Annotated in this window: 17 protein-coding genes; 14 read left to right on the top strand and 3 right to left on the bottom strand. The window is 34.8% G+C overall.

The window, feature by feature from the left end; all coding sequences use genetic code 11:
• Positions 1 to 62 precede the first annotated feature (62 nt).
• From buk to TA89_RS09630, 14 genes are all read left to right on the top strand, one after another.
• Positions 63 to 1,133: a butyrate kinase gene (buk, locus tag TA89_RS09690; protein WP_040212963.1), complete on the top strand. Its 1,071-nt coding sequence runs from the start codon at positions 63 to 65 to the stop codon at positions 1,131 to 1,133.
• 419 nt (positions 1,134 to 1,552) lie between these two features.
• Positions 1,553 to 2,218, top strand: a complete 666-nt coding sequence (locus TA89_RS09685) for a nucleotide-binding protein (protein WP_040212961.1) — start codon at positions 1,553 to 1,555, stop codon at positions 2,216 to 2,218.
• 82 nt (positions 2,219 to 2,300) lie between these two features.
• Positions 2,301 to 2,510 carry a 4Fe-4S dicluster domain-containing protein gene (locus tag TA89_RS09680; RefSeq protein ID WP_040212959.1) on the top strand — a complete coding sequence of 70 codons (210 nt, stop codon included), beginning with the start codon at positions 2,301 to 2,303 and terminating at the stop codon, positions 2,508 to 2,510.
• Positions 2,511 to 2,522: 12 nt separating this feature from the next.
• Positions 2,523 to 3,593 (top strand): 3-methyl-2-oxobutanoate dehydrogenase subunit VorB, encoded by a 1,071-nt coding sequence (locus TA89_RS09675; protein WP_040212957.1) that lies wholly within the window; start codon positions 2,523 to 2,525, stop codon positions 3,591 to 3,593.
• On the top strand, positions 3,593 to 4,342 hold the full coding sequence (locus TA89_RS09670; RefSeq protein WP_040212956.1) for a thiamine pyrophosphate-dependent enzyme: 750 nt from the start codon (positions 3,593 to 3,595) through the stop codon (positions 4,340 to 4,342). Before TA89_RS09675 ends, TA89_RS09670 begins: the two co-directional genes overlap by 1 nt.
• A gap of 2 nt (positions 4,343 to 4,344) precedes the next feature.
• Positions 4,345 to 4,875 carry a 2-oxoacid:acceptor oxidoreductase family protein gene (locus TA89_RS09665; RefSeq protein WP_040212955.1) on the top strand — a complete coding sequence of 177 codons (531 nt, stop codon included), beginning with the start codon at positions 4,345 to 4,347 and terminating at the stop codon, positions 4,873 to 4,875.
• Between the two features lie 210 nt (positions 4,876 to 5,085).
• Positions 5,086 to 5,763, top strand: coding sequence for a CPBP family glutamic-type intramembrane protease (locus tag TA89_RS09660; protein ID WP_040213019.1), 678 nt, complete (start codon positions 5,086 to 5,088; stop codon positions 5,761 to 5,763).
• 102 nt (positions 5,764 to 5,865) lie between these two features.
• Positions 5,866 to 6,084 carry a hypothetical protein gene (locus tag TA89_RS09655; RefSeq protein ID WP_040212949.1) on the top strand — a complete coding sequence of 73 codons (219 nt, stop codon included), beginning with the start codon at positions 5,866 to 5,868 and terminating at the stop codon, positions 6,082 to 6,084.
• Between the two features lie 13 nt (positions 6,085 to 6,097).
• Positions 6,098 to 6,541, top strand: a complete 444-nt coding sequence (locus TA89_RS09650; RefSeq protein WP_147590105.1) for a spore coat protein — start codon at positions 6,098 to 6,100, stop codon at positions 6,539 to 6,541.
• A gap of 13 nt (positions 6,542 to 6,554) precedes the next feature.
• Positions 6,555 to 6,707, top strand: a complete 153-nt coding sequence (locus tag TA89_RS18275) for a hypothetical protein (protein ID WP_156120034.1) — start codon at positions 6,555 to 6,557, stop codon at positions 6,705 to 6,707.
• A 1-nt stretch (position 6,708) separates the two neighbouring features.
• Positions 6,709 to 7,158 (top strand): C-GCAxxG-C-C family protein, encoded by a 450-nt coding sequence (locus tag TA89_RS09645; protein ID WP_040212947.1) that lies wholly within the window; start codon positions 6,709 to 6,711, stop codon positions 7,156 to 7,158.
• 8 nt (positions 7,159 to 7,166) lie between these two features.
• The gene (locus TA89_RS09640) at positions 7,167 to 8,291 is read left to right on the top strand and encodes a sodium/glutamate symporter (protein ID WP_040212945.1); all 1,125 of its coding nucleotides are present in this window, start codon (positions 7,167 to 7,169) and stop codon (positions 8,289 to 8,291) included.
• 140 nt (positions 8,292 to 8,431) lie between these two features.
• Positions 8,432 to 9,265 (top strand): AIM24 family protein, encoded by an 834-nt coding sequence (locus tag TA89_RS09635; protein WP_040212943.1) that lies wholly within the window; start codon positions 8,432 to 8,434, stop codon positions 9,263 to 9,265.
• Between the two features lie 117 nt (positions 9,266 to 9,382).
• A complete protein-coding gene (locus TA89_RS09630; protein ID WP_040212942.1) occupies positions 9,383 to 10,309 on the top strand; it encodes a DMT family transporter in 927 nt (308 codons plus the stop codon).
• Positions 10,310 to 10,354: 45 nt separating this feature from the next.
• Here the strand turns inward: TA89_RS09630 and TA89_RS09625 are convergent, their stop codons facing one another.
• The 3 genes from TA89_RS09625 to TA89_RS09615 all read right to left on the bottom strand — a co-directional run.
• Positions 10,355 to 11,836 carry an alkaline phosphatase family protein gene (locus TA89_RS09625; RefSeq protein WP_040212939.1) on the bottom strand — a complete coding sequence of 494 codons (1,482 nt, stop codon included), beginning with the start codon at positions 11,834 to 11,836 and terminating at the stop codon, positions 10,355 to 10,357.
• A gap of 47 nt (positions 11,837 to 11,883) precedes the next feature.
• The gene (locus TA89_RS09620; RefSeq protein ID WP_040212937.1) at positions 11,884 to 12,291 is read right to left on the bottom strand and encodes a secondary thiamine-phosphate synthase enzyme YjbQ; all 408 of its coding nucleotides are present in this window, start codon (positions 12,289 to 12,291) and stop codon (positions 11,884 to 11,886) included.
• Between the two features lie 234 nt (positions 12,292 to 12,525).
• Positions 12,526 to 13,151, bottom strand: a 626-nt coding sequence (locus tag TA89_RS09615; protein WP_040212935.1) for an ABC transporter permease subunit, incomplete at its 5' end; no start/stop codon positions are given.

Genomic DNA, 13,151 nt, shown 5'->3' with positions numbered 1-13,151 from the left:
TAAATAAAAGTTATTAGTAACCTATGAGAAGGTAAAAAAATTATTAATCAGGGGGATTAAAAATGGCTTATAAATTATTAATAATAAATCCAGGCTCTACTTCCACAAAAATTGCTGTTTATGAGGGCGAAAAAGCTCTGCTTACAGAAACCTTAAGGCACAGTACCGAAGAGATAGAAAGCTATGAAAACATTTATGCTCAGTTTCAGTTTAGAAAAAATGTTATTTTAAAGGTACTTGAAGATGAAAATTTCGATGTAAAAGAACTGGATGCTGTAGTAGGAAGAGGGGGACTTTTAAAGCCTATGATAAGCGGAACCTATACTGTTAACGAGGTTATGCTTAAGGATTTAAAAGAAGGAGTTCAGGGCCAGCATGCATCAAACTTAGGAGGGATTATCGCTAACGAAATAGGCAGAGAATTGAATATTCCTTCCTTTATAGTAGATCCTGTAGTAGTGGATGAAATGGATGATGTAGCTAGAATTTCCGGTATGCCAGAGATTGAAAGAAAAAGTATATTCCATGCTTTGAATCAAAAAGCAGTGGCGAAAAGATTTGCCAAGGAAAATAATAAAAAATATGATGACCTTAATTTAATTGTTGCACATATGGGCGGAGGAGTTTCCGTAGGAGCTCACAGCAAAGGAAGAATAATAGATGTGAATAATGCTTTGGACGGAGAGGGGCCATTTTCACCGGAAAGATCCGGAGGACTGCCTACTGGAGATTTGGTAAAGCTCTGCTTCAGCGGCAAGTTTACCAAGGAAGAATTGCTTAAAAAAATCAATGGAAAAGGCGGATTTGTTGCGTATTTAGGAACTAACGATGCAAGGGAAGTGCTAAAATCAGCTAATGAAGGCAGCGAAAAAGCTAGGCTGTTATTTAATGCCTTTTCTTATCAAGTTTCAAAGGCAATAGGAGAATGCTCAGCAGTATTATGCGGAAAAGTCGATGCAATTCTACTGACTGGAGGTATTGCTTATGGAGAAGAGGTAGTAAATGCAATAAAAGAAAAAACTTCATGGATTGCTCCTATAGCAGTATATCCAGGAGAGGATGAAATGCTGGCTTTAGCACAAGGCGGATTAAGAGTTTTAACTGGAGAAGAAGAAGCTAAAGAATATAAGTAATATATATTCTGATAAGATAAATCTTTGCATTAATGATACAATGTTGTATCCTATTAAAAGAATTAAATCAAGCAGTTGCTGTAACTGATAATGCAGGCAAGAGTCAAAAGTATCTTTAACAATAAGGTTCTTTTGGCTCTTTTTATTTTTCAACACAAAAGTCACTTTGTTAAATTTATAATAACTTTTCCGTCTCATAAATTTTTGAAAAAATTTTTAAGTATTCATTAAATATCATATATGTAAAAAAGTGAATTTAGAAATACTATAGACTTTTTTTGACAACTAGGCAATTTTAATGGAGAACTATGTATTTGTGTACTCTAAAACAATTGAATAAAGCACCTTAATTAAAGTATAATTAATCTGTAAAGGTTTACCGGAAAATGGTTAAACTTATGATTTATAAAGGAGTGCATATGAGGAGAATTAATGTTTTTACAGGACATTTTGGAAGCGGCAAAACTGAGATAGCTATAAACTATGCAATTAAGTTAGCTAAACAGGGAGAAAAGGTAACTTTGGTGGACATAGATATAGTTAATCCTTATTTTTGTTCAAGGGATGTTAAAGAGGAACTCCAGAGCTTTGGAGTAAGATTAATTTCGGCAAATCCTCATTTCTCTAATGCTGAGCTTATGGTTGTTCCGCCGGAGGTGGTATCTGCTTTTAATGACAAAAGCCATAAGGTTATTTTTGACATAGGCGGAGATGATATGGGAGCGGTGGCATTAGGACAGTACAACAGGTATTTTAAAGAAGAACCTTACGACATGTATCTTGTAGTTAACAACAATAGGCCATTAACTTCAAATGCTGAGGACGCTGAAAAATATCTTAAGGAGATAGAAAAAGCCAGCAGGCTTAAAGTTAACTATCTTATTTCCAACACAAATCTATCCAATGAAACCACCATAGAGGATATACTCCGTGGAGACGAAGAGGTTTCAAAATTATCTAAAAGACTTAATATTCCTTATGCTTTTACTGCCTGCAGAAAAGATATGTGCAGTGAGCTTCAAGGACGGGTAAAGGGAGAAATTTTCGGTATAGATATATACATGAAAACACCCTGGCAAAAGTAAATAAAGTTAATCATTTTTAATGATATTCTTATAATGCAGACTTATTTTTGGGAGTAAATAAGATTAATAAGGGGGAAAAGAAATGGCAAAGGTCACTTTTAGGGAAGAAAGATGCAAAGGATGCGGTCAATGTATAATAGCCTGTCCTAAGAAAATAATATCTTTCTCAGAAAGACTTAACGAAAAAGGATATCATCCTGCAGGAATACCAGAAGACAGGATGAGTGAATGCATAGCTTGTGCATCTTGCGGAAGAATGTGTCCTGATTATGTTATAACTGTTGAAAAATAGGGGGGGATTATAATGGCTCAAAAGGTATTAATGAAAGGAAATGAAGCGATTGGTGAAGCGGCTATTAGATCAGGCTGTCAATGCTTCTTTGGTTATCCAATAACACCACAGACAGAGGTATCTGCTTACATGTCAAAAAAGATGCCTAAAATAGGAAGAGTATTCCTTCAAGCTGAAAGTGAAGTAGCTGCTATAAATATGGTATATGGAGCTGCTGGAACAGGAGTCAGGTGTATGACATCTTCTTCAAGTCCAGGAATAAGCTTAAAGGCTGAAGGGGTTTCTTATATCGCTGGAGCTGAGCTTCCTTGTGTAATCATAAATATAGTTAGAGGTGGCCCAGGTTTAGGAAGTATACAGCCAGCACAATCTGACTATTTTCAAGCTACAAAAGGTTTAGGACATGGAGACTACAATATGCCTGTATATGCACCGAGCTCCATTCAGGAAATGGTGGATATTATTCAGGAAGCCTTTGATGTTGCTGATGAATACAGAACTCCAGTTATGGTAATGGGAGATGGAATGCTTGGACAAATGATGGAGCCTGTAGAGTTTAAAGAAAGAGAAGGAAGAAAGCTTAAAGAGAAAACCTGGGCTGCTAATGGATTAGGGGACAGGACTGAGCATAATGTAATAAATTCTCTTTATCTTCAGCCGGAAGCTCTAGAAAGACATAACAATAAACTTCAGAAAAAGTATGCTTTGATAAAGGAAAGAGAAGTACAGTATGAAATATACAATGTAGATTCAGAGTGCGATTTAATCATGGTTTCTTATGGTACAACCTCTAGAATATGCAAGAATGTTATAAATGCTGCAAAGGCAAAGGGAATTAAGCTTGGACTTATAAGACCGATAACCCTATGGCCGTTTCCAACAGAAGCCTTCGAAAAAACCATTAACCTTACTAAACACGGATATATTTCAGTAGAAATGAGTGCAGGACAAATGGTAGAGGATGTAAAGCTTGCTGTTTCAGGAAGAGCTCCTGTAGAGTTTTACGGAAGAACCGGAGGGATGGTTCCTACACCTGAAGAGATCTTAAACAAGGTTATGGAAATAGTAGGAGGTGAAAAATAATGGCAATAGTATTCGAGCCTACAAAAGCTTTAAGAGATGTTCCAACCCACTATTGTCCAGGATGTACCCACGGTATAATCCATAGACTGGTAGGGGAATGTATTGAAGAATTAGGAATTTTAAATAAAACTATAGGAGTAGCACCTGTAGGATGTTCGGTTTTAGCATATGATTATTTTGCTTGTGATATGTTCGAAGCAGCACACGGAAGAGCACCTGCTGTGGCGACAGGAATAAAGAGAGCTAATCCTGATAAGGTTGTATTTACCTATCAGGGAGACGGAGACTTAGCTGCAATAGGTACTGCAGAAATAGTACATGCTGCTGCCAGAGGAGAAAATTTAGTTACAATATTTGTTAATAACTGTATTTATGGCATGACCGGAGGACAAATGGCTCCTACAACACTTCCAGGACAGATAACAGAAACTTCACCTTATGGAAGAGATGTAAAGACACAGGGACATCCTATTAAGGTTTCAGAAATGATCTCTACCCTGGACGGAGCGGTTTATGTAGAAAGGGTTTCTGTAGACAGCGTTCCAAATGTATTAAAAACCAAAAAGGCTATAAAAAAAGCTTTCCAAAATGCCATAGATGGAAAAGGCTTCTCAATGGTAGAGGTGCTATCCATATGTCCTACTAACTGGGGATTATCCACTTCAGAATCTCTTCAGTGGCTGAGAGACAATATGATGCCTCATTACACTTTAGGTGTTAAAAAAGACACTACAGCGGAGGTGAAGTAATTATGTCATCACAGGAAATATTATTTGCAGGCTTTGGTGGACAGGGAATATTATCCATGGCTAAATTCTTAGCTTATGCAGGAATGGATGCTGAAAAAAATGTATCCTGGCTTCCTTCCTATGGACCTGAAATGAGAGGAGGTACCTGTAACTGTTCAGTTATTATTACTGAAGAACAGGTAGGATCTCCTATAGTAAATAAGCCTGATACCCTGGTTGTTATGAACAGACCTTCTCTTGATAAATTCGAAAATGTTATAAAGCCTAATGGCTTAGTTATCATAGATGAGGATATGGTTGATAGAGAAGCAAAAAGAGAGGATATAGATGTCATAAGAATTCCTGCTCAATCCATTGCCCAGGAAATAGGCAGCAAAACCATAGCAAACATGGTGCTTTTAGGTGCTTTAGTAGCTAAAACCGGCATCGTTTCTATGGAGGAGCTTCTTCAGGCTCTAAGAGATCATGGAAAAGAAAAATATTTTGAAATGAATAAAATAGCACTTGAAAAAGGTGCAAGCTACGTAAAATAAATGTCACTTGTCAGGTGCCTGGCACTTGGTAAAAAATAACAATAAAAACAGCGGGAATATACACAATATTACTGCTGTTTTTTTCTTTTAAATTTTATCCTAACATAATAATATAATTGTGTATTTAACTAGTTTTTTCGATATCTCCCGATGATATAATTATCATGTAAGGTAAAAAGTATTTAAATCAGTAAAGGAGCTATTATGATTATGCAATCTAAAAAGCAAAGCTTTATAATAATGTCAGTGATGATACTTTTATGTGCGGCAATGTATGTAGTGGATGTATATATCACACCTGCTTATTTTATAAAATCCCTATATAAGCTGTTTTTATTTGGGATTATACCTGGAGTATATTATGTATTTAATAAAGGGAATATTAATAATTTATTTAAGTTCAAAGGAAAAAATCAGTTATTATCATCTTTACTCATAGGACTAATAGTATACTTTTTAATAATATCAACCTACCTTTTAATAAAGGACTTTGTAGATTTAAATCAAGTTGAGGCACAGCTGGCAGAAAATTTGAAGGTAACAAAAAATAACTTTATATGGGTTTCCTTATATATATCCCTTATTAATTCCCTGCTGGAGGAATTTTTTTTCAGAGGATTTGGATTTTTAACTTTAAAAAAATCAGCAAAACCTGTACAGGCCTATATATTCAGCAGTATATTGTTTTCACTTTACCACATTGCTATTTTAGCTAACTGGTTTAATCCTTTATTATTTTTATTAATTATTATAGGACTATTTATAACAGGAATTTTCTTTAATTGGATTAATGAAAAAACTGATAATATATATAACTCATGGTTTATTCATATGTTTGCAAACTTTGCAATAAACACCGTAGGATTTATAATGTTTGGAATAGTGTAAGCTAATTTAAAATTTGTAAATGATAACTTAAAATGAAGGATAAAATTTCTACACATAAGAAGTCCTCGAAAACAGATAATATATCTGTGGAGGTGAAGGTTAATGGAAAATAATAATAACAATAATAATCAACTTGCTCCTCATGAAGCAGCAGAACTACATGAGATTATAAGCGGCGGAGTACTGGGATACAAAAAGCTACAGGCTGCAATGCCTATGGTCAAAGATGCGGAATTAAAAACCTTTATAGAGGAATCTATATCAGGTATAAAGGTAGAATTAGATGAGATGCAGAATCTCATGAATACGCTTCAGGGATAAAGGAGGGAGTTTCATGGCATGGATGGATTCAATATTAAATGATTCAGATAATAAGTCTTCCAGCAGTGGAAAAAATAGCAACAGTAAAGGCAGTATGAGCAGCAGTTCAAGCGGTGGTTCAAATTCAGCAAGCAGTGGCGGAAACACCCAGATTACTGATAAGGATATAGCTATGGATATGCTTTCCATGTCTAAAGGGGATATAGAACAGCTTGGAAAAGCAATTACAGAAACTACTAACCCACAGCTTAGACTGACTTTGACAAATCAACTCAGCTCTGCTATAAACAGCCATTTTAGATTATCGGATATGGCAATGAAGAAGGGCTGGTACGATGCTAAAACTTGTCCTACACAGCTTATTAACCAGGATTTAGGTGAATTTCAAGGTATAAAGCTTCAGCAGCAGGCCAGTCAGCAGTCTATGCAGCAAACGGCACAGCAGACTATGCAGTAGAAAGTAAGGCTGTATGCAGATATTATTTCAGCATACAGCCTTTGTTATTTTATTAACCTTTATTGGTAATTTTAATGGACTGACTTCAATCTATTCAAGAATACTATTAGACAATAAATGGAATAAAAGATATGCTTTAATGGTGATATTACCAGAGGGGGATTAAAATGGAAAAAGAATTGTTCGTAGATAAAGTAAGAAAAACAGCAGAGGGATATTATGAAAGAGGGGAATTTTTTTGTTCAGAAGCGGTAGTAAAGACTATTAATGATTTGTTAGACAAGCCTTTTGATGAGAGTATAACAAAATTAGCTTCAGGATTTCCTGTTGGAATCGGTAAATCAGGCTGTCTTTGCGGTGCTGTAAGCGGTGGTGTAATGGCTTTAGGAATGGTGTATGGAAGAAAGCATGGTGAGGAAATGCAGGAAAAGATGTTTCCAATAGCGGCGGAACTTCATAATCATATAAAAGGAATATACAAAAGCACCTGCTGCAGAGTCATAACCAGAAATTTTGAATTTGCATCTCCGGAAAGAAAAGCTCATTGCGTGCAGATTACAGGAGAAACAGCTGCTTACATAGCAGAGAAATTATATGATGAAGGATTTATAAGATAGGGGGACTTATGAAGCTCAGTATATTGGAGACTTTAAGTATTTTGATATTATTCTTATTCATTGGTTATTTCCTTCAAAGAAAAATTTCATTTTTAAAAGATTATTATATTCCTGTCCCTTTAATTGGAGGACTTCTTTTCAGTATTATATCTTTAATACTAGGGATTAGGAGTATCATCACTTTTGATTTTTCAGCACTTCCTATATTTACTGCTGGATTTTTTCTTTCTATAGGTCTTAGAATAAATAAAGCACTGATAAAAAAAGGTTTTAAGCTTCAGGTTACCTTTCTTGCAATAACAGCAGCTGCTGCTTTGGCAGAAAACATAATAAGTTATGCAGCAGGAAAGACGCTAGGAAAAACCTCGGCAGAAATAGTAATTACAGGCTCTTTAGGATTTATGGGAGATCATAATTTTGCAGGTTCAATTCCGGAATTTCTGATTTCTGGAAAAGCTTATATTAATGAACTCACAGCTCTTTCTGTCGCTGCCTTATTTATTTCTGCACTTGCCGGAGGCTTCATATTTAAAGTCTTAAAAAGGAAAACGGATTTATCGGAAAATATGATAGTACCTCCACCGCAATTTCAACCAAGAGAACTTTTACAGCTTGTGTTAGTGTTCACAGTAGGTATTTCTCTGGCTCTCCTTCCATCAAATATGGGAGCTGGAAAATTTATAAATCCTGCAGGAGGAGGATTCATAGCCGGTGTTCTAATGAGGAGTCTATTTGATTGGTCAAAGTTTTATTCTGTTAAACTGCCACAAGTAAACCTCCTTGGAAATTTCTGTTTATCTATGCTCCTCATAACGAATTTTTCAATGTTTGATTTAAAAGTTCTGTTAAATTTAACTGTATATAATTTTACGATGCTTTTAATTCAAATGCTATGGATATCAGTTTTATCCTATTATGTAATTTTTAAAATATACGGCAAAAATGCTTTAGCTTCTTATACAGCATCAGGCTTGGTAGGTTTCAGCATAGGAATGCCTGCAAGCACAATGTCTACCCTTCAATGCATTTCAGAAAGAGAAGGAGCAATTCCAATGGTGCTTTTTATAGTACCGCCGGTAGGAGCTTGGATTATAAACGTTATAAATTTATATTTAGTTCCTCTATTCCTATAAATATGATAAACTGCATTTAAATATATTTTCAATATTTATGGAAATATATAGTTAATGCAGTTTTTTTAGTATTATTGTTTTTGTATTATATTTTATTAGGTTAAAATAGTAATATACTTAATTGAAGGTGAGGGGAATAAATGAGAACTAATTTAAAGATTACAAACAGCCTTAATATGATATCTGAGATGTCAGGAGATTCAACCTTTCAAATACTGGAATTTGATGATTTAAAGGGAACACCAAGCATAAAGACAGCTAAGGATCTGTTTTATATGAAAGAATCAGGAATGAGGCTTAGGCAGGTAAGGATACTTTTAGAGGATAGTTCCGTGAGAGTTCAGGCAGGAGCATTAAGCTATCTTAAGGGAAACATTGAAATGAGCAATAAAATGGGGGGACTCTTAGGGTTAGGGAAAAAACTCATAGGTGGAAATGTTACAGGAGAGTCTACATTTAAACCTATATATAGCGGTACCGGTGAAATGTTTCTTGAACCCTCTTTTGGGCATTATGCTTTAATAGAATTAGAGGATGATGAAATTGTAGTAGACGACGGTCTCTTTTTCGCCTGCGAAGCTGAAGTTAAGGTAGGTACTGCTGCCCAAAAAACCATATCTGCAGCTTTCCTTGGGAATGAAGGATTTTTTCAGACGAAGCTTCAGGGAAACGGAATAGCAGTACTGGAGCTTCCGGTTCCGGAAAGTGAAATATTTAAATGCATACTTATAAATGATACCTTGAAAGTTGATGGAAACTTTGCTGTTTTAAGAACCGGGGACATTGAGTTTTCCGTTGAGAAATCATCAAAATCCATAATAGGAGCAGCTACTTCAGGAGAAGGTTTTGTTAATGTTTATAGAGGAACAGGAGAGGTCTGGCTTATGCCTACAAAGGATATTTATAATAGGATTTCAGGATACGATGTTTCTCCCCTTATGGGCAACCAGGGAAGTTCTAATACAAAGGTATGAAGAGCTTAGATAAAAAGTATAATTCTGTAATAAATTTTAAAAGAATATGAAAGAAATGCTTTTTGGAGGATAAGCTAAAGCTTTGTGTTATAATACCTTCTTGGGAGGTGATAATTAATGGATAGAGAAGAACTTTTTGCTAAAGAACCTTTTCGATTTATATTCAGCCTTATAAGCTGTGTTTTATGGGGCAGTGCATTTCCAGTTTTAAAAATCAGTTATGCAGAGCTGAACTTTGCAGCAGGAGATGTGTTGGGAAGGGTAGCCCTTGGTGGTATAAGATTTTTCCTGGCGTCTATACTGTTATTTTTATTTACGCTTTTTATAGAAAAGCAGAGTTTAAAAATAGGAAGAAAAAATATATTGATTTTAGCAGTTTTAGGTATTTTTCAAACAGGAGTAATGTATATACTGTTTTATAATGGAGTAGCAAACACTACAGGGATGAAATCCTCTATAATAGCTGCTTTAGAAACCTTTTTTACTATTCTTCTGGCCCATTGGGTATATGAAAATGATAAAATAGATAAAAATAAAGCTATAGGAATTGTGCTTGGCTTTACAGGAATAGTACTTTCAAATTGGGGTCAAGGCTTCAGCGGTGACTTTTCTTTTTGGGGAGAAGGGCTTCTGATGATTTCTTCAGTTATAGGTGCAGTAAGCTCAATTTTTGTTAAAAAGCTTTCGGAATCTATACATCCTTTTGTCCTGACCTCCTATCAGATGTTTTTTGGAGCGATTCTTATGCTTATAATAAGCTTTGGAAGGATTACCAGAGAAGGTCTTAGTTTTACACCTCTAGCTGGAGGTCTGCTTATTTATTCTGTATTTCTTTCAGCTATATCCTTTGCTTTATGGTACATGCTTTTGAAATATAATAAAGCAGGAGAAATAAGCATATTTAGATTTATAATTCCTGTATCAGGAGCTGTTTTATCAGCTTTATTCATTCCCGGAGAAAAGCTTACCTTTATGCTTATTATGGCATTATTACTGGTATCTTTGGGAATTATAGCAGTAAACAGGCAAAATAATAAGGGTTAAAAAGATAAGCCTGCTTGATGAAAAAATCCATCAAGCAGGCTTTTTTTATTTAATACTTAATAATGTTTCGTTACCATTTTTATCAGCTGCCATTACCTTTTCAATTTTAATAGAGTTTGCAGCAAAGGATCTTAATCCTAAATAGTTGTATTGAATATTTAATAAAGGGATATCCTTTTGAAGCTCACTTCCTAGAAGAATAATTCTTAAAGTTCCTGGAGCTTGTGAATTGTTTATAATTTTAATATCGCTGGATATATTAAAGTTGGTTATCTTGATTTTTGAAGGATCATAGGATAATGTTACATCCAAAGCAGAAAATTCATTTTTTAAATTGTCCAATACCAGTGATATTTTATTATTGAAGCTGGATTGAAGAAGCCTTAGTGAAGGGATTGCATCACTTTTATTTAAAAGCTCCCTTTGATCAAGAAACAGGCTTTTATCCCAAAGTGTACCTGTCCATGTATCTGCAGGTTTATATCCCATGGCTTTAGAGATAATAGTGGGGATATCCTTCTGTTTTCCTCCGTCTAAAAGTTTATTAGAAGGTATAGTAGGACCATAAAAGGAAATAAATGTAGTCATGGTTTCCGGATGCTCGTTACCGTGGCCCATATCTCTTCCTCCGTGATCCGTAGTGAGAATAATAAGAGAGTCTTCCAAAAGATTAGCTTCTTCCATAGCATTAACTATATCCTTCACATTTTTATCCTTGGCAGTCAATGCTTTGTAAAATTCATCTCCAAACCAGCCCGCTGTATGACCTGCATAATCTACATCGTTGAGATGAACATACAGCATAGAAGATTCCTTAGCCTTTCCGGACTTTATATAATCAATGAGCTGTGAGGTTACTTCATCATCCTTTCCACTAAAAAATTCTGCTCCTATATTATTTTCTATAATCCCTGTATTGATTCCTGACCAGTTGCTGAAGGAAGCTGCTCTTCTGTTTGGCTGCTCCTGCTTTGCTATTTTAAATATAGAAGGATAGGGGCTGTCAGAGGGATAAGGCTTTGATTCAGCGGTTTCATTGATAATCTGATACTTAGAATCTGCCTCATAAAAGCTGTATCCGTGCAGCGCAGCTATCCATCCCGGAGCTGAATTGGAAGGCATATCTACCATGGAATTATGAGTTACCGCTCCTTTTTCAAAAAGGCTGTTTATAAATGGAGTTGACCTTACAGTGTCAATGGTTGAATTTCCGTAATAAGGAGCATTAGGATAAAAAGCATTCCCTGTACCATCTATTCCTATTATAAGTGTCCTTTTATAAGGATAAAACCCCATATTTTTAGATATAGCTTTTGCATTATCCAAAGTTAGCAGTTTTTCACTATAACCGAGACTTAAGTCTCCAACACTGATTAAACCGTCTTTATTTACATCTGCCTTTTCAAAATTTATCTCTTTGTTTATTGTATCGGCTTTAGCACTAACACCGATGTTTGTTGGCAACACTGCAGATAAAAATAAAAGTGACGCAGTAAATAAACTGTCAAATATCTTATATTTTTTCATGAGTACACCACCTTAATTATGCTTTAGCCGAGTAATAAAAATTAATCCTACACATCTTTAATGATTTTAACATAAAAGTTTCTCATCCTGGGACCGTCGAATTCACAAAAGTATATTCCCTGCCAGGTGCCTAAAAGCAGCTTTCCTTCATTGATTATAATGCTTTGAGAACTGCCGAATGCAGAGGATTTAAGATGGGAAGGAGAATTTCCTTCCATGTGTTTAAAATTACTGTCTTGAGGATATATTTTATCTAACCAGTAAATCATATCTCTTTTAACATCATCATCAGCATTTTCATTAATGGTTATAGCAGCGGTGGTATGTGGGCAGTATACAAGGGCAATACCGCTTTCGACCTTAGATTTAGCCACACATTGAGAAACCTTAGCTGTTATATCTATAAACTCATCGCTTTCTCTAGTGTTGATTTGATAATTATACAAAGTATCCATATTTAATATTCTCCTCACCCTAAATGATTATTAAAATATCTAATCAGTATTTATACACTGAAATGAGATATAACTATAATTTATTAAGATATTTAATTACATTATATAATTCCACAAAGGGTAAATAAATATAACATAGGAGTATTTTACTTTAATTTAACCAAATATACATATAAAGCTTTATTTTGAAACAAAGAGTAAAATAAATTAATATTAAGAAAGTTTAAGTAAAAATTATCCTGCGGCGTTTTCTATATATTTTAATGCAGAGGTGAAGAAAGCGGTTATTATAAGATAAAGTATGGATGCTAAAAGGAAAATATCTAATGGTCTGAAGGAGATATTTGCCATTTTCTGTGCAGTGCTCATTAAATCACTCATGGATATAACAGAAACCAGGGCTGTATCCTTAATAAGAGCTATAAATTCATTGCTCACTGCAGGTATCATCCTGCTTATGCTTTGAGGAATTATTATGTAGTATAGGGTTTGAAAGTAATTAAGACCTTCTGTTCCTGCTGCTTCCCATTGAGCTTTTTCTACGGATAAAATTGCTCCTCTTATAGCTTCAGCTAAATAGGCCGATATGTTAATGCTAAGACCCAAAAAAGCAGAGGTGGAGGAGGTTAATTTAATTCCTATTTGGGGTAGTCCAAAATAAATTATAAGGAGAAGTATAAGCAGAGGGATGCTCCTGAAAAACCATGTATAAAAGGTTCCTAAAAGATTAAATATTTTTATTTTAGAAAGCTTAACCGTCACTATGAAGAAAGCAAGCACCATACCAAAGCAAAGAGAAATCAATGATAATTCTACGGTTTTAAAGGCTCCCTCTATAAGTATAGGCATATACTGTGATA

This window comes from Clostridium polynesiense, assembly GCF_000820705.1.
GTDB classification, from domain to species: domain Bacteria; phylum Bacillota; class Clostridia; order Clostridiales; family Clostridiaceae; genus Clostridium_AA; species Clostridium_AA polynesiense.
This window is presented reverse-complemented; position numbering and strand designations above follow the sequence as displayed.